This is a genomic window from Leptothoe sp. ISB3NOV94-8A (genome assembly GCF_043421595.1).
Lineage (GTDB): Bacteria > Cyanobacteriota > Cyanobacteriia > Phormidesmidales > Phormidesmidaceae > Leptothoe > Leptothoe turfae.
The window spans coordinates 2,904,623-2,930,037 of record NZ_JAXSQW010000001.1 but is presented as its reverse complement, the minus strand read 5'-3'; the positions used below and the strand labels follow the sequence as shown (position 1 = coordinate 2,930,037).

At 47.0% G+C, this 25,415-nt stretch carries 17 protein-coding genes and 1 pseudogene; 3 read left to right on the top strand and 15 right to left on the bottom strand.

Annotated elements, in window-relative coordinates; translation table 11 throughout:
* Positions 1–52: 52 nt before the first annotated feature.
* From SPB21_RS12585 to SPB21_RS12530, 12 genes and pseudogenes are all read right to left on the bottom strand, one after another.
* Positions 53–3,379: an ArnT family glycosyltransferase gene (locus tag SPB21_RS12585; protein ID WP_499866746.1), complete on the bottom strand. Its 3,327-nt coding sequence runs from the start codon at positions 3,377–3,379 to the stop codon at positions 53–55.
* On the bottom strand, positions 3,372–4,991 hold the full coding sequence (locus SPB21_RS12580) for a tetratricopeptide repeat protein (RefSeq protein ID WP_499866745.1): 1,620 nt from the start codon (positions 4,989–4,991) through the stop codon (positions 3,372–3,374). The genes SPB21_RS12585 and SPB21_RS12580 overlap by 8 nt, the downstream gene beginning before the upstream one ends.
* Positions 4,988–6,319, bottom strand: a complete 1,332-nt coding sequence (locus tag SPB21_RS12575) for an efflux RND transporter periplasmic adaptor subunit (protein ID WP_499866744.1) — start codon at positions 6,317–6,319, stop codon at positions 4,988–4,990. Before SPB21_RS12575 ends, SPB21_RS12580 begins: the two co-directional genes overlap by 4 nt.
* Before the next feature lie 233 nt (positions 6,320–6,552).
* The gene (locus SPB21_RS12570) at positions 6,553–7,740 is read right to left on the bottom strand and encodes a glycosyltransferase family 4 protein (protein WP_499866743.1); all 1,188 of its coding nucleotides are present in this window, start codon (positions 7,738–7,740) and stop codon (positions 6,553–6,555) included.
* 158 nt (positions 7,741–7,898) lie between these two features.
* Positions 7,899–8,786: a glycosyltransferase family 2 protein gene (locus tag SPB21_RS12565; RefSeq protein ID WP_499866742.1), complete on the bottom strand. Its 888-nt coding sequence runs from the start codon at positions 8,784–8,786 to the stop codon at positions 7,899–7,901.
* Positions 8,787–9,571: 785 nt separating this feature from the next.
* Positions 9,572–12,226, bottom strand: coding sequence for a fimbria/pilus outer membrane usher protein (locus SPB21_RS12560; RefSeq protein ID WP_499866741.1), 2,655 nt, complete (start codon positions 12,224–12,226; stop codon positions 9,572–9,574).
* A 24-nt stretch (positions 12,227–12,250) separates the two neighbouring features.
* The gene (locus tag SPB21_RS12555) at positions 12,251–13,006 is read right to left on the bottom strand and encodes a fimbrial biogenesis chaperone (protein WP_499866740.1); all 756 of its coding nucleotides are present in this window, start codon (positions 13,004–13,006) and stop codon (positions 12,251–12,253) included.
* A gap of 2 nt (positions 13,007–13,008) precedes the next feature.
* Positions 13,009–13,455, bottom strand: a complete 447-nt coding sequence (locus SPB21_RS12550) for a hypothetical protein (protein WP_499866739.1) — start codon at positions 13,453–13,455, stop codon at positions 13,009–13,011.
* Between the two features lie 63 nt (positions 13,456–13,518).
* On the bottom strand, positions 13,519–14,028 hold the full coding sequence (locus SPB21_RS12545) for a hypothetical protein (protein WP_163668656.1): 510 nt from the start codon (positions 14,026–14,028) through the stop codon (positions 13,519–13,521).
* Between the two features lie 640 nt (positions 14,029–14,668).
* Positions 14,669–15,097: pseudogene (locus SPB21_RS12540) on the bottom strand (DUF8737 domain-containing protein); the annotation flags it as partial.
* A gap of 104 nt (positions 15,098–15,201) precedes the next feature.
* Positions 15,202–15,669, bottom strand: coding sequence for a MarR family winged helix-turn-helix transcriptional regulator (locus SPB21_RS12535; RefSeq protein ID WP_499866738.1), 468 nt, complete (start codon positions 15,667–15,669; stop codon positions 15,202–15,204).
* A gap of 222 nt (positions 15,670–15,891) precedes the next feature.
* Entirely contained in the window at positions 15,892–16,197 is a 306-nt protein-coding gene (locus tag SPB21_RS12530) for a hypothetical protein (RefSeq protein WP_163700008.1), read from the bottom strand.
* Positions 16,198–16,445: 248 nt separating this feature from the next.
* On the opposite strand from SPB21_RS12530, the gene SPB21_RS12525 reads away from it, so the two are divergent.
* Positions 16,446–18,239, top strand: a complete 1,794-nt coding sequence (locus SPB21_RS12525) for a response regulator (protein WP_499866737.1) — start codon at positions 16,446–16,448, stop codon at positions 18,237–18,239.
* A gap of 30 nt (positions 18,240–18,269) precedes the next feature.
* On the opposite strand, the gene SPB21_RS12520 is transcribed toward SPB21_RS12525, so the two are convergent.
* A complete protein-coding gene (locus SPB21_RS12520; RefSeq protein ID WP_499866736.1) occupies positions 18,270–18,665 on the bottom strand; it encodes a hypothetical protein in 396 nt (131 codons plus the stop codon).
* Between the two features lie 212 nt (positions 18,666–18,877).
* On the opposite strand from SPB21_RS12520, the gene SPB21_RS12515 reads away from it, so the two are divergent.
* Positions 18,878–20,791: a PAS domain-containing sensor histidine kinase gene (locus SPB21_RS12515; protein WP_499060216.1), complete on the top strand. Its 1,914-nt coding sequence runs from the start codon at positions 18,878–18,880 to the stop codon at positions 20,789–20,791.
* Positions 20,792–20,802: 11 nt separating this feature from the next.
* The gene (locus SPB21_RS12510) at positions 20,803–21,183 is read left to right on the top strand and encodes a response regulator (protein ID WP_163668647.1); all 381 of its coding nucleotides are present in this window, start codon (positions 20,803–20,805) and stop codon (positions 21,181–21,183) included.
* A gap of 43 nt (positions 21,184–21,226) precedes the next feature.
* Here the strand turns inward: SPB21_RS12510 and SPB21_RS12505 are convergent, their stop codons facing one another.
* Together SPB21_RS12505 and SPB21_RS12500 are read right to left on the bottom strand one after the other, a co-directional pair.
* Complete coding sequence (locus SPB21_RS12505; protein ID WP_163668645.1) at positions 21,227–21,595, bottom strand: response regulator; 369 nt, start codon at positions 21,593–21,595, stop codon at positions 21,227–21,229.
* 135 nt (positions 21,596–21,730) lie between these two features.
* On the bottom strand, positions 21,731–25,405 hold the full coding sequence (locus tag SPB21_RS12500; protein ID WP_499866735.1) for a response regulator: 3,675 nt from the start codon (positions 25,403–25,405) through the stop codon (positions 21,731–21,733).
* Positions 25,406–25,415 lie beyond the last annotated feature (10 nt).

Here is a 25,415-nt window from a genome sequence, read left to right as displayed (position 1 = left end):
TTCTTAAGTAGATCAGGTCAATTCTTTGACAAAAAGAATCAGTCTTACCCCCCTAATATGCCCCTAAATCCCTGCCCTGCTCTGGCGTATGGGGTATCCATCCATCGGTGGGATCCCATAGCCGTAAGCTAGTACCAAAGCTGTCGTATACGGGTTTGCCCGTGGTTTGGATATATTCCAACATTTGGGCACTGAGACGGCTCTGGCGAGCATCATCGACATGGATCCAGACTCGCGGCGATGTTTCTAGTATGCGCTCCAGTTGATCTAAATTACTAATCACCACGCCACCGCCCCAGCGGTCTAGCAGGCGACCATCACGCCAGTACGTGGCATCAAAAAACCAGGTACCCATAAGAAAGTAATCGACCGGCCCAATGGTGATTGGTCCAAAGGAAGGGGTGGGGGAAATAATGACGTCTCCTGGCTGACGATGGTCACGGATATATTCAAAAATTTCGGTGTTGTGGCGACCAATGGCCTGGGAATAGCTCTGAGCTATGCGCCCGAGTTCTAAGTTGCTGATAAGTAGCAGTACTAAACAAAGACTCACCAGGCCATGGACCGGAAAGTGTTGGAATCGTCCCTGTTTAATGGTGTGGATCAGACCTTGGCTAATTGCGATCGCGCTATACACCGACAGCATGATAAATAGGGGATACACTGAGTAGGCATAGCGTTCAGCAATTTGATAGGTGAGCAGGGTTAATACCAACAGATTGAGCAGCACAAAGCTAAACAAATATAAAACCAGACCCGCTTGCCGACGAAGAAAATAAATTGCCCCAACCAGGAAAAATGCTGTGTAGAGAATCTCCAATCGGTTTGGCCCCACAAAAAAGCAAGCCAAAAACCCTGTCACGTTAAGTAAATGGGGTTTGAGATAAGACGACGTACTGGCAGACAATGCTGTCCAGGGGGTGAGGCACTTAATTTTAAAAAAGATAATGTCATAGGCAAAGATGATCATCACCATGATGGCGTTTAACCATAGCCGCCAGTCCGCTTGCCAACGAAATCGAGGGGCAAAACAAAGGTAACCCAATAAAAAACCTGGGGTAATGGTCAGACTGACTTCTTGAATCAGCAAGGTGGCTGTTAGGGCAATAAAAAAGACATATTGATAAAATCGCCCACCCCTGTTGATAAACCCTCGAATAAAGGCCCACAGGGCCAGCAGGGTTGTAAACTGCACCATTTGGTAAAACCGAATAAACCGAGAATACCAAATCTCCCAGGGGTTCAACGCCAGTATAAGTGTCACCACCAAGGCTATCCATACGCGACCCGTGACGCGCCGCGTAATCAAAAACACCAGCACCAGCACCCCGGTACCAAACATGACGGAGAAAAACCGGGCGTTAAAGATAGAGTCCCCCACCAGACGTAGCCAGAGGGCTAGTAAGTAGTGAAATATAGGCCCCCGCGTATACCAAATACCTGATGTGGCTAGGGGAGAGCCCGTGCGCAAAATGCCACGGGTGGCATCGTAGGAGGTGTTTTCGTCGGAGTCGAGGTCTTCCTTGGTGAGGCGATACAGACGTAAACAGAAACCGATAAAAACAATGCTGCCTAAAACTGTGGAACGCTGCCAGGCGGGTCCTGTTTCTAAGGTTGCCAACAGCTTAGAGCTCAGGTCCTCTAGCTGGCTTAGTAACTGCCATCGTATGGTGATGACCAGTCCCCCCAGGATGATAAAGATTAGCCATGGGGGCATGGATTGGCTAAATAACAATCCTAGTCCAAGGGCACTGGTTCCAACAGTTATTCCATAGCGCTGCCAGCGGGGACTGTCCCAGCTTATGAGGCTGAGCAACAGTACCAGCAGGCTGCCCAGTAACAAGGTGCGATCGCTCCCCGGTTGCGCAAACCAAATGCCCCAGGCTCCCTCACCATGGCGATGCTTGAGTAAGGTCATCCCCATCAACAATACTAACGATGGCAGCAGTACCTCAGCCCCGGCTACCAGAGAACCAGATGAGCCGCGTAACCACAGATGCCCCACTCCCCAAGCCAGGGCAAAACTGACCCCACAGCCCAGCCACCACCACATCAGTTGATGCCCCACATACCAGCCGATGCACTGCAAAAATGGATGGCCCAAAAAGTGATGAATAAACTCCTGGCCCATCACCTGGCGCACGATGACAACGGGTGTGTATGTTAGCAGTGAGGATTGGTTTTTCTCGGGGAGAGAAACGCCCCCATGCCAATCACCATCGGTATGTACGGCAGATAAAATCTCTTCCTGGTCAGACTCCGCCCAGGCATCGAGAAAAACGCTCAGGGACTCATTGCTAATATCCCTGGTCCAGGCCGATCCTCCAGATTGAGTTAAGGGCACTTCCCCCTGATTAGATTCCGCCCAGGCATCGGTAAAAATGCTTGGGGGTTCCTCATTGGTGTCTTGGGTCCAGGCATCATCCACCGGTTGGTTTAAATGGACGGCCACAATATTTTTGCCAGGTTTGACGTAGGCTGTCACATCAAACATGCGCAGCTGCTTACCCTGGGTAGAGGACTGAATATCCACCAAACGGTCATTAATAAACACCGCTGGCTCTCCTATGGCGGCGTAGCGTAACACACTGCGAGTTGCATGGTGGGGCACTTGCCAGGTTTGATAGAGCCATGGTGCTGATGTGGTAATCCATGAACCATGCACCGGTTGGTCAAATAAACGCTGGCTCAGGCGAGTGTAGGTGGTCTCATGCACAGGTCCCAGGGCCAAGGCCTGAGGCCACTCGGTATCGTCAAATTCCAGATGAAACCAGCGCACCGCTGATCGATTTTCAGCTAACGTAGCCATTTTCCACGGTGTGGCACCAGTGGAGAGATTGATGGGGGAGAATTCCTTCTCAGGTAAAACCTGTCCTTCTACGGCAATCCGAGGAGATTTAGTGCCTTTTTGCACTTCGATCGCAATGACATTTTTGCCCGCTCTCACATAGTTGGTCAGGTCTAAATACACTGAAATCTTCCAATCAGGAGAACTGGCCATCACGTAGTTTAGCCCGGTTTTCGCAGCGTAGGGGAGGGTGTCGTTAAACTCCTGCAACGGCACCTTACGACGATAGGCTAATCCTTTGGGACTATTCAGTGCCCCATTTTCACGAATGACCGATTGGCGACCGTTAATGTTAAAGACAAAGTCATCGTCGGCACTGATGCGTACCCAGGCGGCCTGAACACTCTCAGGACCATAGAAGGTGTGTCTGGTGTAAAATCGGTGGCTGGGCGCAGGGGACGTAATCCATTGCACATCGGGGGACCAGTGTACGGGGGTGAGTGGCCTCGTAGATGGCTGCCAGATTGAAAATCCCAGGCTTCCCCAGAGACAGCCTAACAGTAGCAAAACGGCTAACCAGCACTTACTCATGGGTCTTGGTCTCCTCGCCCCAGGCGTCAGAATCTACTGAGCGACGGTAGGACTCCCAAGCTGCATCCAGATCACCGCGATGGTAGGCTGCCCAGGTTTTGTGGACATGGGCCTGTCCCATCAGGCCAATATTGGGGGACTGAAAATAGGTTTGTTCGTTAAGAATGGTGGTTGCGATCGCAGCCGATGCCTCAAACTGTTGATCAATAGCCTTGACGATCATCAAATCGTATAGGGCTTGAATATGGCCAGGAAATATAATCAAGGCTTGCTCTAAAAACTCACTCGTACCGCCAGATTTACGATTATTGAGCTGACGTTGACTGTTGGGAGCAATGGGATTTAGAGGACTATTGGAGAAATTGGGGTAGTTGTTACCGTGGGGGGAAAACGGCAGCGTTGGCGCATTGAAGTACACGATGGCCTGATTAATCAGGGCTGCTGCCAAATGCTCTCGAATCACCCATAGGTGTGGATGCAGATGTAATGCTTGCCTTAAGTAGGGTATGGCCTGGGCAAAGTCGTGCCCCTGATAGTAGGCCATACCCTGATAAAAGGCTGTCAGCCCCGCATCTCCTTGACCACCATAATGTTGAGCTTTGCCATACCGCATCCAAGCATGGGGGTCCCCCTGAACGGGGGGATAAACGCGCATCAACCAGGGACTTTGTTGGATAACTGTTGCATAATTACCACGGGCATAGGCCACCTCCAAAGACCGATCCCAAAGGTTGGCTCCGATCATGTGGGAGAGCAGTAAGCATAGAATGAGCGCTACAATCGGTAGGCCTGTGCGCAGATCCTGGTAGAGAATCCCAAGACGTCCTTTTTCATCCTTAACCGTCCCATGTATGCCGTTGGCGTCAACTTCGCTCAGCCATTTTTCACAGCTGACATCTCCTGGTACTTCTGGGGCGATAATGCCAACAACTTTGCTTAGAAGGCGCTTATCCTTATCCTTATTCTTAACCTCTAGTTTCCTGGAGAGAGGTTTTAGATAGACTGCCAACAACAGAATGGTTAATCCCACAATTGTTAAGCTCCAGCCTTTACCAATAAAGGCAAAGAACCCATTGCCATAGCCCAACCCATCCAGTAAAACGTGATCCCATTGGGAAAGCTGAAAAAACCGACTATCCGGCATGTTAAACGTGGCTAACGTGGGGAGTGGCTGGAATTGAGCCAGTGAAATAAACTGTTTCCAGTGGTTGTGAACATCAGCAAAACTTGTTTCTACCTGGATATTGACCTGTTCCAATTGATGCCAATAGGACAGAGCTAAAAATGCTTGCTGTGGACACCAAGTCATCAGGCTATAGGGAAACAACAATGTTAGCCCCAGGGAACTCCACAATATCCATCGTAGGGGGGGGGGTCCGTGCCAGGGCATTAACCCAAAGCCTAGCCCCACAGCCAACAACACACCAGCCGAAACCAGTTGGCCCTCAGGCCAACTATTGATGTGTAACATTTCTAAATTCTCAGCAGGCAGGTGGTACCAGCTATAGCGGAGACTGATTAACAGGATGAGAAGTCCGACCAGTCCCGTTTGACGTCCACGGTTTAACCCCTGTATCAGGCGATATAGTGTCTGAACGCTATGCATAATCATGGTAAATCTTGAAACCTGGCAGCATCCGGTTTAACTGTAGTGGAAGTCACCCGATCGCCAGGCTGTAACACCCGTGGATCAAGAATCACCTGTTCTCCGATTTCTAGACCAGAGATAATCTCACGACTATTGTCAAACCGCTGCCCCACCCCTACCTGACGCACAACTGCCTGCCCACTTTCAATCACCATCACCATGGCTTCGCCCTCAGAAATATGGGTGATGGCTCGCTCTGGCACTTGAACCGCTCTCTGTGATGAATTAAAGGCGGCGAAACCCTGCAGACCAGGGGACATTGGTAACCCTTCCACCTTGATCCAAACTGAGTAGGTATATTGACGATTGATGCTAACCTTTCCCAGTCGAAACCCCTCAGTCTCAACGGCTGGATTGATGCGGACCACACTGCCACTAAATGTTTTTCCTGGATAAGCCACCAAACGGACAGTGACCGGATCACCGACACGAATAGTATCAAGCCGGACCTGATCGACAAATGCTTCGAAGGCAACATTCTGACTCAGGGTAATCAGGGCGTCTTCTCCAATTTCATAAAAGTCTCCGGCATCAACATTGACTTTGCTAATCAGGCCGTCACTCACCGCATAGAGTAGGGTTTTATCTAACAGCCCCTCAGTCTCATTAACGATCGCTTCAGCTTTTTCTACGTCTAATCGCAGGCTTTTCAGCGTTACTGATTGGGTTTGGCGCAAATTAGCCAGCTGTTGTTTAGCGGCTGATAAATCAAGCTCACGTTCTAGAAAAAAGTCACGGTTAATAAATTGGGAGTTCTGGTCTAAAAAATCTCCCCGACTAGCATTCTCAAATTCTTGTAATCTCGCCGCATACAGATCTTCCGCATCCAGTAGACGAAATTCGCTGACAGCTCCCTGCTTGTGCAGATAACGTATGCTTTCAAGACGTTCTCGTGCATTTTCTAACCGTACACGGGTTGCAGTTCTCTCTTGTTCAATTTGTTGCTGAATGCGGACGATGCTATCTTGCACTCTCGCTGTCGCAGTGTTGAGGCGATCCCTGGCCAGGGTGACTTCATCTTCAAGCAGTTGAATCGCTCCCTGGGCATCGACTTCCTGCTGGCGCAATTGGTTTTGCGATCGCGCCAGATCTGTACGAGCCTGTTGAACCCTTGCTAAAATATCATTCTGTCTCAAGCGGAAGAGCAATTGACCTTTACGGACCCAATCACCTTCTTTAACCAAGACACTTTCAACAACACCATTGATTTCAGGTCGAACATTCACATCATCGAGTGCCACTGATACTCCTGGCGCACCAATGGCATTGGTGGCAATTTGCTGACCTACCACAAATGTTTCTACGGCGATAGGTTTACCAGTCTGCCGCTGCCGTGCTGGATAACCGATCCTCGACGAGTATATACGCGAATTTGGATCCTTAAGTGTTGGCAGTAAAACCATCAACGTCAAGAAAAGCATACCTACCAACGGACCTACCACCAACGTAGGCAGCAGCCAACTCAAGACTGAAGGTCTAATCCCCCTGAACATAACCTACGTTACGAACCTTAAATGGTTCTCTGCTAAAGGACTCGTTGGTAGATGTCCTGCCACATGGCTATAATGCTCGACCAGTTAAAACGCGTTTGAATATCCGCTAAACCCTGATGTCCTAGTTGGGTTGCCCAGTCTGGCCGATCAAGCAACTCTGCAATTGCTTTGGCCAAAGCCAAGGAGTTTTTCTCAGGCACTAAACATCCCGTTTCCCCTGGCCTAATTACATCCGGGATTCCGCCAACGGCAGTAGCCACCACTGGTTTGGCATGGGCTAGTGCCTCAATCATGACAATACCCAACCCTTCGGTATCTCCTTTACTATCAACAATTGCAGGCAATACAAAAACATCGCATTTAGCATATTCGTCAGCTAGTTGTGCCTTAGAAACAAAACCAAGAAAGTCTACTTGTTGCTCCAATGCCAGACCTTGGACCTGTTCCTTTAACTCAGTTTCTATAATGCCTGTGCCGACAATCCGTAATCGTACATCTCGCTCAGTCAATAAAATTGCCAGTGCGTCCAACAGATAACACACCCCTTTGCGTTCATCTAAGCGACCCACAAATAGCAGGGTAGATATCTGCTCGGGAGCACGAGGTTCAGTCGGTTTGGCTTCTACAGTTAAACCGTAGGGAATCACCTGCAACGGACAAGGGCGTAATTTCTCTACTAGGCCCTTGGTAAAGGATGAATTGGTTGTGACGCCAACTGTGTGGGACAAAAGCCAGCGTAAAATATGGGCAACAAAACCAAACCGCTGAGCTAGCAATAGCTCCCCACCATGGAAACTAAAGACCATGGGAATTTTAAATAGCTTGCTAGCAGGCCAGGCCATTAACCCATGGGGAAAGGGCCAATGGACATGCAACAAATCGGGGCGAATTTTGCGGCAGAGCCAAACTAGTTGCCAGGTTCCTAATACTACATAGCAAACAGCCGGAATCAGGTTAAACGGCTGACGTTTTAACTTAGTCGGTGCACCATCTCGCACCAGTGTCTCAAATCGCTTCCAAAAATATCGAAACCGATAAACCTTGACTCCTTCCAGCTCATAGGATTGGCCACCCTCATAGGCAGGGGCAAACACACTAAACGTTGCTCCTGTTGGCTGTAGTCGCAGAATCGTTTCTCGAATAAATGCTCCATGATTCCCATCTGGAAAGAGGGGATAGACAGAGCTAAGAACAAGAATATGCTTTTTATTTAAGGACATCGACCACTATCCCCTACCCATAGGGCAAATACCTAGATAGTCGAAGATTGCCCAGTTAGTTGAGGACCCTCAACAGAAACCCAGTAATTTTTTGCAAGCCGTCCGCAGTTCAAGCGGGCTCTAAGGATATCTACAGATCAAAGCATTGGGTACTATTTTCAGGCATTGATTGTCTCGGCTAGAAATCTTTCTTGCAAGTAAGTATTGGCCATGGCTATGTAGCGAGAAGCCCGACCCAAGGGTCGCTCCAGGTAAAACCAGGTAACAACTTTCAGAAAGTCTTGGGCAGAGGTCATTAAGCGTTTCTTGCCAAATTTGCTAGTTCCAGCAAACCGTGGATGCCAATGGGTTTTAACTTCTTCTACTTGGTGACCTAACCCTGCTAAGACAGCCAACAAAAATCGGTGGGTAATCAGCTCAATAGGGAGTCCTACCAGGGCATCTCGACGCACTAATTTGATCCAGTTCATGTCGTGAATCTTCAAGCCAAAAGTCCAGCGGCAGGCACGGTTCGCCAATTGAGACGCTTGGGTTTTACCATCACCGCGTTGCTGCCGCCAACCAGCTACTGCCGTCATACCGGGTCGGTAAGCTCTGAGTAATGCTGGAATATCTGTTGCTGGATCAGACTCTAGATCTGCTTGACCCCAGAAAATCCAATCTGTCTTAACGTGTTCCAAGGCTGTTTGCCAGACAGCGGCAACACCACGACGTTGAGGATGTCGAATTACACTCAAGAATGTATGCTTTTCAGCCAACTGTGCCAGAATTTCTGGACTTTCATCGGTGCTACCGTCATCAATAACTAATACGGGTAGTGTCAAACTTAGCTCATCAAAAGCAATAGAGATTCGCTCAAAGAGCTTTTCTAGATTGCCAGCTTCATTTAAAGCTGGAATCACAACCGTTACTGCCCCTGCCTGAAGAGGATCATCGCTTGAAGCCTTAGAGAAGGTAAAATCAAATACCTTTGACTCGAAATTGTCGACGAATGCCAATTTACTTAAAGCTGTATCTTTCTTAGAAACGGCAACAACCATTGACATTGATCTCCATAAAAATAAGGAAAAAGCCTGTATAACCTAGTTAGAAACTTGAGCTTTCACCTCATTTACACCTATCCTTCTAGCTTTGAGCCGCGAGGTAAAATCTAGTAATTTCACTTGGTTGAGTACATCACAAATCTATCAGCTAAAAAAAGGTAACCCTACAGAGATATTACTGACAGAACATTCGTACATCAAAGCAAGTCGGTTCAACTAATCTTATTTTTTAAGGACAAATACAGATATTTTCAAACTCAAAACAATAATCTTTCGAAGAAAGTTAGTTATTTCCCAGGAAGACAGGTAAGGATTGATATTCGATGTTCAGTTTTATTGACTAATTTTGAGCATTTTTCAGCACTTTGATCACTTATTATCGAGATAATTTCGACAAATGGCTGAATAGTCTAAATAGTCGAATAATTGGAGCGCAGTTTCTAGCAATGTATCAACCCTAAAAATTAGGTTGGGAGCATAAAGGGTAGAGAGTGAATACCGATGGAGAGCAGCGCTTTACCCGTTACTCTTCATTGAACCTTCACCTCAAAATCAAGCCCTGATAGATCACTAATAAGAAGTATCCGATTGACTGAAATCTCCAACGAATAGCTTCAGGAATCAGTTCGTGGCAGACAATACAACCCAGTTCACGACTAGTACAGATGGAGGTTCCTCAAAAGATATGTAACGATCAAATGCAACGAAACATGTTTTGTTGGTAGGTAGCCGACGTCATTAACAATGGATTTGGCTAGTCCTGAACTAGAAACATCGAGCGTGCATATCTAAATATCATTTTGAGCTGCTGGTACAGTCTCAAAGAGCTGCAAAGTACCTATATCGAAGTTGCCTTGTTGCTGTTCAGGGATTTCAAACTCAAGATTTTCTCCATCATTTTTAGATAGATGGAGGCGATAGATACCAGGCTTTAAGCCAGGCGCTACAAAACGACCAGTGCGATTAGTGAAGAATTCAATAGCAGGCCAGTTAGAATCCGACAAAGACTCTATCCATCCTTGCTGTAGAGTAACAGGTTCCTGTCTTTGGTCAACTAATACACCTCGCAAAAACACAGTCGCTTCAGTTCCTGTTGTAATCAACGTACCGCTACGATAGGTGGGTAAGAGTTGATAACTCGTTTGGCCCAAATCTTCTCCTAGACTCAGGCTAGGTGCATCCAGAGATACCTCAGTTAAGGTATAAGGTGCCATGGAAAGAACAGCAGGTCCTGTGCCATTAGCCTGTGCCATATCGCCAGATAACGTAGGATTGACCTTGATAGTTTCTCCTACGGCACTTCCCTGACGGCTGATCAGAGCAAAACTGTTGTCAATGGGGCGAGACCATCCCCAAATACCGTCCACAAAAGCAATTGCTGTCCCCCAAGTCACTGTGGAACTACTTTCAATGGAGTCTTTTTGATCACGAGGTAGCGTAAACTGATGGTTTAACCCTACGCTACTGCGGTAGCCCTGATACTGTAAACGTCCATTAAGTCCATAACTTTGCGGCGACTGTGTCAGGGTTAAATTTGGAGTTATTGCACCTAATGTGTGATTTGGAGAATAACTCCAATTGAGAGAATTTTGAGGTTCTAATGTATTGTTAAACTCTGTACGTGTATTAAATCGTTGACCTGAAAAGGGGAGTGCCCCATTAAAGCCAATGCTAAAGCGATGGTTCGTTTCACTTGAAGAATCTTGCCCATAGTGATAACCGAGGTTAACGTTCAACCCTTGTGCGAATGGACGAGCTAAACTCACACCAATGTTATAGGCATCACTTCCTTCTCGCTTTATTTGATATTCACCATTAAATCTAGCTTGAATATTCTCGAAGAGAGTCTGTTGATATGCAAAGGATACGTTTAGCGCAGTCTTATTCTGGGGAGTATCTTGTCCCAAAATCGAAAAATCTTCACCTCGATACTCTAGTGCTAAACGTAGTTGTCGATTTTGAGACGAGTTCTGAGATGCTTCTAGCCATTCATAAAAGAGCTTGCCTGCTATATCTACCCCATAATCAGTATGGTTACTAGCGGCCATATCCCAGCCAAAGTTACCCACTGTAGTTGCCCAGGTACCATTTAGGCCAGCCATTTGTTGAGTAATATCTCCTTGTAAGTAACCACCTAACGTTAAATTAGGAGTAAAGCCTACTCGGTGAAACATGGATAATGTAGGCCGTGATAAATCATAGGATTTTAACGGTTGCTGTTCGATGGTAGGAAAGCCAGCGTTGTATGCAAACTGGTGAACACCTTCAGCTAACAGGTCACCAGCGATCCCAGTGGAGAAGTTAAGGGTTTCTGTCTGTCCTAAATCATTTGCAATTTCTAAGCGAATATCGTTAATACCCGTCTTTAGAGGTAAGTCGCGAATATCCTGTGGACCAGCCTCTAGGCGTAGTGTTGTTATTAAATTATCATTAACAAATACTTCAACCGTTGAGGGCCGTTCCAAAAAAAAACTATAGCGGCTAGTGGGGCGTGCTACTCGAAATGGCTGTAGCGAAAAATTACGAGCAGCAGAAACTCCCAATAGTGATGGGCTCATTTGGTACCCTGCTGTGGGTACGGACAAATCCCCGAACGTATAGCGAATTGCTTGATCAGGCGCATCTCGAACAACACTGAGTCGATCAAATTGCCATGACTGGCCTACTGTAGCTTGACCATAGGCTTCTAATACCCAGCCCTGCCAATTAATTGCACCATCAAATTGTAAACCCAAGGGTTCTAGCCTAGTGTCATCTGTCCAATTAATTTTCTGATTGCCCCTGAGATTCAGATACCCACTCAGCTGGCCGGGTAACGTTAAGGCAAACTCACCAGGATTATCTGGGGGGACGTTAAGGCTATGAGTATTGGTGAGCCTTAGCTCAGAAGGTACATTAACTTGAAGTTCTAAACGTCTGCGGTCAAAATTGACTTCTAACCCTTCGCTCTGAAGAATTGATAAACTTAGTTGATCATCCGCAGCAATAGCCAATTGCACATTCTTTTGTGTGCTTTCTCCCAAGCTATCTTGCGCTAATGTCAAAAATGCGTTGCCAGCTATCGTTATATGGACAACTTCATTGTGGGGATGAACAAAAATATTCCCAGCAAAGCGACCATTAAGGATTAGGGGCACTTCTATTTGAGTAGAGTAGAGCTCAGAAGGTTGTCCAAATACCTGTTCAAATAGTTGAGCTTCATCCAGTACAGCATTATCTGGAGATTGAGAAATTGTTTGTGATCTAGTGTGAGGATGATCTGTTTTTATATTCTTTTTTGAAGAGAAGAGAACAGCTGATTCTTGTACCTCAATCACCGATAAGGACTGTTGGTCAATATTCTCTTTAAATAGTTCTCCGGATAACTCAGGGTTAACATTGGCAGGAATAGGGCTTACGTCTGCGGGAACAGCAGCAGACGTATCAAACACAAGCGGGAGCATGGCAAAGCCAATCAACTTATAGAATTAATTTTCAAACTGAAAAGTAGCCATTACATCCCCAATGGGCAGTCCTTCGGGCCAGGGAAGATCAAACTGCCGCTGTTGTCCCGGCAGTATTACTCGGCTATTCATTTCTTTTGCTAAAGCAGGAGTAAGCTGCACCGTTTGCCCTTGACCAGCCACTTCTAACTGCCAGTCACTTAACCGCGCATTACCATCTCCTTGATTTTCAAGAACGACAGATAGCTTGGTCTCACCTGAATCAATTACGGTTGGTTCTACCGATACCAGGCTGACATCAGGAGCTACATTTTGGGGGCGAATAAACACGCTAGATATGTAGCGAAAAGAAAGTTTTATCTCTCCACGGGTTTCGTTAGGAATTGGTGCTTCAGGATCCACCAAATGAATAGGCAGTTGTTCTGCAATTAAGCGATAGGTCAATTCCTGAGTCGGGGTTGGATCACCCAGCCATGTCACTCGCACCATTTGTATTTCATCAGGTGCTAGAATCATTTGTGGAGGATAGACTAAAAAGTCATCTTCCGCAGGGGTAAAATTCTCATCTCCTGTCAAGTCCATTTCGCTCAGAACGACAGAAACTTCAACGGCAATGGGCTCATCTGTATCATTAACGATCTCATAGGATTGCGTAGCTTCTGAACCCGTTGGAGTAAATACCTGGGATAGAGGATTGAACTGAAATGCGAGGGATGGACGTGCAGTACCTAGTAATAAACAGGTGGTTAACGTTAGAGCTGAAGAGAAATGTCTGAACACCGTTAATTATCAGTAACAGAAAGGTCAACAGAACTGGTATAGCTGCCAGGATCTTGAAATGGCAAAGGGGTATAGAGAATATACACATCTCTATTTTCGGTTCCGACAGAACCGGTTACATAGGTGTAGTTATTGCCAGAGGGGGTTGAAAAATCTCCACTATTGGGAGGTGAAGCATTGTCGGTCACAGTAGTAACTTGGAATAATATGGGTTGACCACCGATGCGATCAATATCTCCTGATGAGATAGTCAAGGTTAATCCTGAACTATTATCAGTTGAAAGCGCTATATCAGCTACTTTCACCACATGGGTCGATGCATTACCCTCACCATCCAAATCCAACTGCCCTGCGTTGATAGTCGGAGTGGTAGTTAATGTAGGTACAGCCTGAGCAGGTAATAGATATACGCTCCAGAGTCCTACAATTAGGCATCCTGTTCGGATCACGACTAGCTCCACCTCCGTCAATAGTGTCTAGGGATTAAGTGTCTAGATATTGTCTAGAGTGCTTTAGAGATAGCTTTCTACAGTCATGGTAATGGTAGAGCTATAAGTATCAGGATCTAAGTACTCTGGACCATCGTACTCAATGTATAGGTCTTGATTAGCTGCGTTGCTGGAAAAGTCTGTATTATCTACATTTACAGTATCTGATGTAGCGGAGAAAGCCCCAGCTGCTGGTGCTGTGGCATTATCATCAACAAGTTTCACTTGATAAGCCAGAGTGACACCATTAGTACCACCAGTCAAAGCACTATCAGCTTCAGCCTTTAACTCAACACCCTCTGTGTTGTTAGACGTAAGGGCAATATCAGCTACTTTGACAACAACATCGGCCGTAGCAGTCCCTTCACCATAAAGGTTAAGGCTGCCGGCACCAGCCGTGGCCGTCGATGAGATAGTGCTGTAGTTAGACACTGTTCCACCAAGGTTAATCGTATCAGCGAATGCGGCGGCACCACTGAATGCTAGAGTACCTGCCACCAAGCCAGTGGTCAATGCAAAACGACGCATAGTCATAAATGAAATACTCCAAAAGTCAATAAATGATTCTCACGAATTCTATGCTTGTGCACAAGCATAGAATTTAAGCCAATGATGAGAGAAGAAGTAGCAATTTTCAAGAACTCAACAACTCTAGATTTTTCACAACCATAAGAGGTTTTACTAGATTTATTAAGCCTTTCCTTGCTGTCTCTCGCTTACGAGTTTAGAGATTCTTCTGTGCAAAGTCGTCACCATTCTCACGTATCTTTTTTGACATAAATCTCCGCAAAAATGTTGAATCAAAAGAATTTGAATATCCGCAAAAAATTAAAGATTTAGGTGATGAATTTCAAAAATAAGCGATATAACGCGCTATAAGACTACAAATCCCATTAAATTCAAAATTTAAAGTTGTCGTAAATAGCACAATTATGATTTAGAAAAAAAACGGAGGAGTATAACTTTGACCCTAGTTAATTTTGCGGAGACGATTAATTTATAGCTCAGCCAATTATCCTAGAATTTTAGGCACTGGTGCGTAAGCAAGATCCAATTATCATGATTTCGACTTGCTTGTATCAACTTTATGGAATGCACCTACTGACGCTGGCAGTAGGTGACTAAGCCATGACCAGTACACTTAGTATTCTCAGTCTAGATAGAGCTGTTTTACTTAGACGTTGAGTGCCGCCACTTGACGAGATTCACCTAGGAAGGGAACCACAAATATTGGAATATACCAGGTTGCCCCGAAATATGGCACAACCTCCGTCTGACAAAAAGCATTTATCAAGTCCCCTGCGCCAACAATATTGAAGAACCAGACCAATGGTAGCGAAAATCTCCAACCAGCTCACAGGGTTATCAAGAAAAAGAGCGCCAGCAAACCACTTATAAAATCCCCATAGGTAGCGGCATTAGCAGAAGATCCAGGCAGTGGTTGGACCACTAATTGGGGTATTAAAAAGGCTAATCCTAAATACCGAAATGCATGGGGAATAATTAGCGGGATTAATGCTTGGTTGATGAGTTTCTTGGCAAGCCACGGCATCAAGTACCACTTGGCTAAGAGAGCATAAACAACAAGGCTAAAAACAAATTGAAGACCAAAAACTGTTAGGCGTGTCCATAGAACTACCTCTCAATGGGTGTAAAAGTAAATCTTGTATTTTAAAAAGATGCATATGCACATATTTCGACAAAAAATCAGGTTGCTGCAAATTTGATTGAAATCTTGCTGAGTTCCGCTAAAAGTTGGTGCACATTGGTTTTGCCTAGAAGTTCTTCAGTTTGACTTTGAGCCTTTTTCCAGGCAGGAAATGCCCCTTTCAGCCGCTGATGACCATCGGTTGTTAGGGATATTTCCTTTACCCGACGATCCGTTCCAGGCTGTACTTGAATCAATCCCTGGCGCGCCAGGGATGCTAAATTACGGGTCAACGTGGTTCGATCTGTCACCGTACATTCAGCCAGAGTTTTCTGATTAACAGGCTGCTGTAGCCGAATGGCAATGAGAAGGGTGAACTGAGTTGACTTCAATCGGTGAGGTCTGAGCATTTCATCATACAGTTGCATAATAATCCGATCTGCCTGACGCAAATGCTTAGACAGGCAGGTGTCTCTCACTTCAAAGGCCGCTTCGACTTCCAGGGAATTAAGCGTTGATTCAATCATATATGTGCATATACACCTTTTGCTTCGATGATATATTTCAAAATCAGTTTTGGGATGGCTTTTGGGCTCAGACCACTACATGTGCAGTAATCACTACATGTGCAGTAATGTTTGTGGGAAGTTTAACCCGCTTGGATCTTGATACTTTAGGGCTTACAGGTCATAGACTTACAACTATGATTTAGATAGCTCATTTCTCACATCCCTTCTTTGGCTAACAGATCAGTCTTTAAACTGCTCTACTATTTCGGGACTGATTGTTAAAGATGGCTCGATTTCTTCTTCGCCTGATAGTTTCTGTATTTCTTGCTCAAGCTGGGCATTGCCAGCTTCAAAAAACCGTTGTGCACTGTTGGGATAGGCCAGATCAGCTACCAGTCTTGCCAGGGTGGCCTGATCCAGAGTTGCTGGAATCGCTGAACTCGGTACAGATTGGGCCATGGCAGTGGCACTTCCACCGACAACAACAGTTAATATAACAACTGTAGTGCTAATGATATAGGGAATTGTTACGGGAGGTTGTTGCATACAGTCCTCTGCTTAACCTACAGTTAGAGGGGGTCTCTATAATTAGAGAGGGGTCTCTACAAACCTTACTTACTATTGTAGAAATTTCTTCTAGAATTGTGTTGAGTCGCTCCAACAAACTAACTAAGATGCTTTATTTACTTTCTTTGGGGTAAATAATTTTTATAAAAGCTCGTTCATATACAAGCCGTTTCCGACTTATATAGATAGGTAACGTTTCCCATAGATAGGTTTCCTATCTTGTATCGATGCGCATATTGCTGGTAGACGATGATGAAGCGCTGATGGATGCATTGGCTAATCACCTGATTCATCATCGCTATGCCGTGGATATTACAATCGATGGTCAAAGTGCTCGAGAATATCTCGACATGTTTAACTATGACCTGGTGGTACTCGATCTTGATCTGCCCGATGGCAGTGGTATTGAGTTTTGCCAGATCTTTCGGAAAATGGGGTATGAGCAACCGATTTTGATGTTATCGGCAACGGATACCCCAGCTCAAAAAGTAAAAGCCCTAGATGCAGGGGCTGATGATTATGTGGTCAAGCCCTTTGATTTAGATGAACTGGATGCCCGCATTCGAGCGTTACTGCGACGTGAACAAGTAGGATTGCCGACTGTATTGCGGTTAGGAGGGATTAATCTAGACCCGAGTACCTGTGAAACCACCTACAACGGAACGCTGGTGCATCTTACCCCTAAAGAGTTTGCACTGTTGGAATTGTTTTTACGGCGGCCTAATCGGGTCTACAGTCTAGATGCCATCATTGATGATCTTTGGGCCTTTGAGAATCCCCCCAGTGAAGATGCTGTCCGGACCCATATTAAAGGGTTACGGCAAAAACTGAGTGCGGTGGGCGCACCTAAAAATTTAATCAAAACGGTCTATGGTTTGGGCTATCGACTCAATGTCAGTGAGTCGACGGAGCCACCCACACCAAAATCCACCACTACTGCTGCTGTGGAGCAGGCCTGGCAAAAGTATCAGGGGGTGATGCAGGAGCGGGTAGCGGTGCTGGAGAAGGCTGCGATCGCAATCGAGCAAGGTACCCTGGGCAGCGAGCTATACCAAACCAGCCAAATGACGGCCCATAAGCTCGTGGGGGCACTAGGTAGTTTTGGCTTTCCCATGGGGTCCACCCTGGCACAACGGTTAGAAAAACTCTTACAAATCACTCCATCCACCAATATTCCGTCGATGCAGTTTAATCAGCTGGTGCAGCAGTTGCGCCACGAAATTGATGAAACCTCGGTGGAAGATGCCACTGAAACCTTAGCGGCTGGGGCTCCCCTGCTGTTGCTAATTAGTTCTGACAGTATTTTGGTGGAGCAATTGAGTCTAGAGGCAACACAGCAATCCTTACGGGTCCGTCAAGCTAATAGTTTGATCCACGCCCATCGTTTGCTCCAAGCCCTTAAACCTCAGCTGGTTATTTTTGATATCCTGGCATCCCTGCAAGGGGAAGAGCTGCCAAATCAACTGCTCAACGATATTGCAACCTTTACCGATCAATTTACCGGCCCCTTTTTGCTGCTCCTGCCACCCCTGCCCGCCCAGTCACGGCTCCAACTCGTACAACAGGGGGCCAGTCAGCTACTGGATCGAACCCATCCACCCGCCCAGCTGATGACAGAAGCTCTGCAAATCATGCGGACTAAAACCACCCCCGCCAAAATCATCATTGTTGATGACGATCCGCAAATCTTAAAACTGCTACAGGTTAGCCTGACACCCTGGAATTTTGATATTACCCCCCTCACCAATGCCAAACAGCTGTGGGAAGTTCTAGAAAAAATCCAGCCAGATGCCTTAGTGCTGGATGTCACCATGCCAGAAATGAACGGCTTTGAAATCTGTCAGTTACTGCGGGCAGATCCCCGTTGGCGCAACCTACCCATCGTGTTTCTCACCGTTCATGAAGCAGAAACCACCCGTGGTCGAGCATTTCGCTTTGGCGGGGATGATTTTATTAACAAATCAGTTGCTACTTCTGAGCTGGCCATCCGTATTCTCAATCAAATCAATCACCATACATAGGTGTGTCTGAATAGCTGAATACGTTGGGGGCTATACCAAACTGGGCGGATAGTATCCTAACCCCTCAACAAAGCGGGCACAGAATTCATGCAGCTCTGTCGGGTCAGGCACCCCATGGGAAACCACAACCACCTGATACTCACTCATCACTTCAGTGGGCGTTTTACCCTTGTCCAAAGCACGGAGGGTATCCCGCAACTGCATAGATGGCTTATGGGGCATGCCATTTTCCATCAGGAAAGCGATTAAGTTTTTCTCTGCATCAGCGCCCAAGGCATTCCTTAACTTAAGACGCAGCACCCACCGATCAACTAGATAGATAACCGTCACAGATTCTAAGGACAGACCAATCATCTGCGATAACCGATCCATCACCCTTAGAATTAAACTTACGTTTGCGAAGCTGTAGAGATATTGCATTGCCATTGCCTCCTAACGTCTACACCCTACGGGAAAATTCTGAAGAAAATGTGAGGATTGGCAATTCATATAGGTTTTTGTTGGCTAGCAAACCCTTGATTCTAAGGATGGTCTGTAACAGCGTGTAAAGAACTAGGCCCAGGTATCAGTGTTCCCGAAAAGGATCGCTAGGATAGACTCGGGATCACCCTTTCGCATTGAGGTGGCGGACGTTGTCTATGGTCAGCTCTGAGCATCATCAAGCTAAGCCACCCTTGTTTGGGCAAAACCTGGAATTATTCTTTGCCATCACACCAAGTCTGCTGTGCATTACTGATTTTGATGGCTATTTCAAGCACGTTAATCCTCAATTTTCTAAGGTTCTAGGGTATTCCTCGCTCGCTTCTATCACCCAGCCTTTGATCGAGTTTGTGCATCCCGATGATCGTGAGGCTACTCAACATGCTTTGGATGCGCTAGTCCATAACCACCAGGCGATTACCTTTGACCATCGCTATCGCTGTGCCAATGGTGGCTATCGCTATTTGGTATGGAATGCGATCGCACAGGGCAATCTAATCTACGCTGCCGCCAATGATATTACTGAGCAAAAGCAAACCGAACAGACCCTATTCCAAGAGCGCGATTTTTCAAAATCCATCCTGGCGACGATCAATAGTATCAATGAACATCCTCGTTCCCGTATTACCCAGCACTATAGTCAACAAACCCTAGAAAACATTTTTGACCTGGCTGGAGAAGCGATTATCTGCGTTGATCAGCGCCAGACTATTCGTCTATTTAACCAGGCGGCTGAACGTATTTTTGGATACATGGCGGCTGAAGCCATCAACCAACCCCTTGATTTATTGCTACCGGCGGCATTTAAGGTCATTCATCGGCAGCATATAGATAAATTTGGCAAGTCCTCTGTGCCCTCACTGCGGATGGGTGAGCGTCGAGGTAACGTGAGTGGCCGCCGTAAAAATGGCGAAATTTTTCCGGCAGAGGCGTCTATTTCTAAAAGTAGGACCAAGGACGGGCTGGTATGGTACACCGTTATGCTGCAGGACATTACTGAACGGCTACAGGCGGAAGCGGCCATTCGTCGTAGTGAAGAGCAACTGCGCAAAACAACCAATGCCCTGCCAGTATTGATTGCCTACATTGATGCGGAGGAGTGCTATCGCTTTAATAATCGTGCCTACGAAGATTGGTTGGGGGTACCTTATGAAAGCTTAGAGGGGCAATCCTTAGCCACAGCCTTGGGGCCTGAGATTTATGGTACTATTCAGCCCTATTTACGACAGGCGCTCGACGGCCAAAGTGTCACCTTTGAGGTGGAGTTTCCCGGAAGTGATAGCCCTTACCGTTGGGTGAGTGTCAGCTATCAACCGGATATTCATGATGGCAGAGTGAGGGGGTGTTTTGCCATGACCCAAGACATTAGCGATCATAAAGCAGCTGACCAGCTGAAAAATGAGTTTGTTTCGGTGGTTAGCCACGAGTTACGCACGCCCCTTACGTCCATCCATGGGGCGCTGAAGCTTTTAACGACAGGGCAGTTGGGGCAGCTACAGCCCCAGGGCCAGGAACTGCTTGAAATTGCTCTAAGTAATACGGAGCGGCTGACGCGGTTGATCAATGATGTTCTCGATTTAGAGCGCATTGAGTCGGGTCGCATCAAGATGATTAAGGTACAGTGTCAGGTGGCGGAGGTGTTACAAAAGGCGGCACAGGCGATGATGCCCATGGCTCAGACTCACGGGGTGACGGTACAGGTGTTGCCTATCGATACCTATATCTATGCTGACCCTGACCACATTGAACAGACGCTAACAAATTTACTGAGTAATGCGATTAAGTATTCACCTCGGGGGGAAATGGTTGTTCTCAAGGCTGTAGACCATCCGCAACAGGTAGTTTTCAAGGTGGTTGACCATGGTCGAGGGATTCCTGAAAATAAGCTGGAGACAATTTTTGAGCGGTTTCAACAGGTGGATGCATCGGATACTCGCAAGCATGGTGGTACGGGTCTGGGGTTAGCAATCTGTCGTGAGATTGTGCAACATCACAAGGGTCGCATTTGGGTGACCAGCGTCCATGGTGAGGGGAGTACATTCTGTTTTTCTTTGCCTAAGACGTTCACCTAAGAGAATCCATCATGACTTGTCGTACGGTTTTGTTGATTGATGATGAGACTGATATTCAGACCGTTGCCAAAATTGGTCTGACGTTGAATACGGATTGGTCTGTGACGACGGCGAATTCGGGTGAGGCGGGGTTGGATGTGGCGATCGCCACTCTCCCTGATGTGATTTTGTTGGATGTGGCGATGCCGGGTATGGATGGTCTGGCGACGCTGGCGGCATTGCAGAAGAATCCAATAACGGCAAAGATTCCGATTATTTTTTTAACGGCGAAGGCCCAGGCGTCAGATCGACGACGACTCTACGAAGCGGGCGCGTCTGGGGTGATTACGAAGCCGTTTGATCCGACCACCTTGGCGAGTCAGATTGCCGGTTTTTTGGCATGGACGATATAGGGTTAACCCACCCCGTTACCCTTCTCGTACCCCCCTATATTCCCTACCAATCCAAAATTTCAGCAATTTGATCCGCCAACAACATTACCTTAAATGGCTTCGTAATAATGGCCGTTACCCCCAGGCTCAAAAACCGCTGCTGATCAGCCGCTTGAGTTTTGGCCGTCATCAACAGCACAGGAATATCCTGAATTTGCGACTCAGCCCGCATGCGCTTAAACACTTCAATGCCATCCATATCTGGCATCATGACATCGAGTAAAACAACATCAGGGGGATCTGCCTGCATCTGGGCTAATCCCTCAGGTCCTGTGCTAGCAGTTGATACACGCCACCCCCCAATGGTTTCAAGGGCAACCTGAGCGACATCACGAATATCGTCTTCGTCATCAATAATTAGAATGTGTTTCATAAAAACTGATACTTAAAATGGTTATCCCATTGATGATTTTAGCGTTGCTGACTCAGGGGACGAGTCGATCCGACATAGTTGCACTCAGTCCAGACTTTTCATATGGCATCATACCGAGGATCAGCAACACCGATTTTACCCAATGGGATCAGTAACACGATGGATTAATTGCATCACTTGTTTTTCAAAGTCATCGGGGGAAACACGACCTTTGGTTAAAAATAAAGTTTGCCCCAGGCGCAGGCGCTGTCGCTCGGTATCATCCAAATCTTGAGCAGTGTAGATAACCAGGGGAACACGGCAGAGCTGGTTATGTTGTCGCAACCAGTCAACAACGGCAAACCCATTGCTTTCAGGTAGGGCCAAGTCGAGGACGAGTAGATCGGGGGTGACCTGCTGAATCAGATGAATCCCCGTTTGTCCTGTGGCAGCATGGTGTGAGGTAATGCCGTGACGTTCAAAAATAGCTGTGAGCACCTGGGCCAGATCCAGATCATCTTCGATGATCAATACCTGAATCTCTTTTCGGGATGATGCTAATGCCTGTTGTAGAGCCTGAAATAGGCCATCTTCATCCGGAGGCTTCACAATCCAATCGCTGATATCAGAATGCAGCGAGCCCCCTTCTTCAGGACTGAGACCGCTGAGGATAATCACTGGGATATTTTGGGTTTGCGATCGCGCCTTCAACGCCGCCAATGTTTCCCAACCGGTCATTTCCGGCATCAGTAGGTTTAACAAAATCACATCAGGTTGTTGCTCTATGGCTTGGGTCAATGCCGCTTGCCCTGATTCAACAGCAATCACACGATAGCTATGCTGCTCCAGCATAGCTTCCACGACCATTCGTATGGATGGGTCATCATCACATACCAGGACCAGGGGATGATGTGAGTCATCATCCAGCACTGGTGTAGGCGGCGGCAACACCGGCAGACTGACAAAAAAGGTGCTGCCCTGCTCCAGAACACTTTCAACCCAGATGCGACCACCATGGTGCTGAACAATACTGCGACACACCGCCAAACCTAAACCAGTGCCTCCCCGTCTACGGGCATCAGATGCATCCACTTGCTGGAAGCGACCAAAAATTGTCGTGAGTTGATCGGGAGGAATACCCCGACCCTGATCCCTCACTTGAAACTGTACCCGTTGGGTTGATACCGGTAAGGCTGCACAGGGAGCTGCTTCTGGGGCATCTTCCAGATTGGCCGTAAGTTCTACGGTTGTGCCCTCGCCGGAAAACTTAATGGCGTTGCTGAGGAGATTGGTGAAGACCTGAATAATTCGATCGGGGTCAGCCCAAATCCGCACAGGCAGTGGAGTCACGACAAGCTGGATACCCGATTGTGTGGCTAGGGTGTGAATTTCATCCGTTGCCGTTTGCATGAGTTTGGCCCCATCACACACCTGCTTATTTAGGGTCATCTTGCCGGACTCAATGCGTTCAATATCCAGCATGTCGTTAATCAAACGCACCAATCGATCGGCATTGTTAGCCGCAATCTGTAGCATGCGCTGTCCTTTTTCAGGTTGAGTGCTTAAGACACCGCTGGCCAAAAGATCTAACGATCCTAAAATCGAGGTCAGAGGTGTGCGTAGCTCATGATTGACAACGGAAATAAATTCATCTTTGAGTTTTTCTACTTCATGGCGATCGCTAATGTCAATACAGGTGCCGATATACCCAGCAAAACTGTCGTCAGATCTAAACCTGGGTACCCCACGACTCAATAACCAGCGGTATTGGCCATCTTCCCTATGCAGACGATATTCCAGCTCAAAGGTGCTACGGGCATCAAAGGCTTTAATGTAGGTGTCAAGAAAGTGATCGCGATCCTCAGGATGAATGCCCTCAGTCCAACCGTTACCTAATTCTTGTTCTAGCTGACGACCGGTAAACGTCAGCCAGGTTTGGTTCAGAAACGTGCAACGGGTATCGGTGCCGGTCATCCACAACAGCACTGGTGCACTGTTGGCCATCATACGAAAACGGGCTTCACTCTCTCGCAAGGCTTCTTCAATCGCTCGCTGTTGTTGCTGAGCGAGATCGGTGGCCAAAAATCGGCCAATGCTCTGGGCCATCAACTCAATAATCTCTTGTTCATGGCGAGAGAACTCATGCTCATGAATCTGGGTAGATGAGAAGTTGAGGGTGCCATATATCTCGCCATTCACCCAAATGGGCGTGCCGAGATAGCTCTCCAGATGAAGGTTTTGATAAACCGGGTGCCCTTTCATCACCGCATGACCACCCACATGCTTATAGGTAACGGTTTGTTGCCCCTTAACGACCGCTGCACAGTAGGTGTTGCTCAGGGTAAAGGATTGATTGGCCACTAGAGAGTCTAAGTCTGACTGCACTGAGCGAATGGTATAGGTTTGCCCCGTCACCTGACTAATGATGCCGGTTTCTAATCCGAGAATTTGCCGACCGGTTTCTAGACAATCGGCAAATAATGCATCAAAGGTTTCATAGTGGGTTGTGTTGATGCGGTGTAGATGCTTGAGGTTGGCACTAAACTGTTTGAGGTTTTCTTCTGTGATTTTGCGGTCGGTAGTATCTCGGGCCACCGCGTAGAGTAGACCGGTTTTGGTAGCAGGGAAAGCGGCCCAGTGTAGCCAGCGGTAGCTACCGTCACGACACCGATAGCGATTTTCAAAACTCAGGGTGGCCTGGCCATTCGTCAGGCTTTCCATTTCAGTCAGGGTGGATGCCTGATCATCTGGATGAACAAAGTTGATAAATGGTTGAGAGAGAAAGACCTCTGTCGGATGACCTAGGGTTCTTTCAAAAGCGGGATTAATGTGTTTAAAGTAGCCGTCCGTGCCAGTGACACAAAGTAAATCCACCGATAGACTAAAGAATCTTTCTAAATCTTGTTCAGCTCTCTGGCGTTCAGTACTTTCAGTAACCAGTTGCTGGTAGCGTTGCTGAGATTTTTGGGTTAGCCAAACCACCCATGTAGCTAACCCGGACAGCAACAAACCACTGACTAAAATCACCGTGGGTAGGGGAGACTGTTCATGGGCCAATAGCGCTGATGTTGGCCAAATTTCTAGCTCCCAAATAGTGCCATGGATGTCAATTTCAGCATGCTGACTCCAGCGATTTCGTAGACTCGTGGTCGCCGATTGAGGTGTGTCAGTCGGGAGATGGCGATAAATCTCAGTGCCATTTTGTTGGATTGCGATCGCATAATCATCAGTCACCTGATCGCTCAAAATGGTATCGACCAGATGCTGCACCCGAAACACCCCTAAAATAAACCCATCAAATGATTGATCAGAGGCGAGGAAGAGGGGCGAATAGACCAAAACCCCTTTCCCACCCTGCACCAAATCCACCATGGACGACACAGTCATGGTGCGAGTTGTGCGAGCCAATTCCAAGGTTGCTTTTCGTTCAAGATCGGTAACGAGGTTAAAATCTTGGGCGGCTTCATTACCCGCCATGGGAACAATCCAACGGACATATAAATTTGGATCAACCCACTCAATGGCCTGATAACCAGGGTAGTCATGCAGCAGACTCTCGGCATCAATCGTCCAGTTTTCCTGTGAAAGTCCGTCTTGGGTCTCCCACCGACGTGATAACCGCATCAACGCCTGGATGCGGTTGTCAGTCTGAGAGCGAATTTCCCGACTAATACTGACTCTGGCAAAATCCACCTGTTGGTGAATGTGAGTTTGTTCGTGGATCTTGAGAGATTGCCAAAAAAACAAGACAATGGGAAGCGTACCAGCTCCCACCACTGCGGGTAACCACGTCGCTTGCCAGAGAGCAGATCGTCGTAATAAGCGCCACATAGGGGGAATC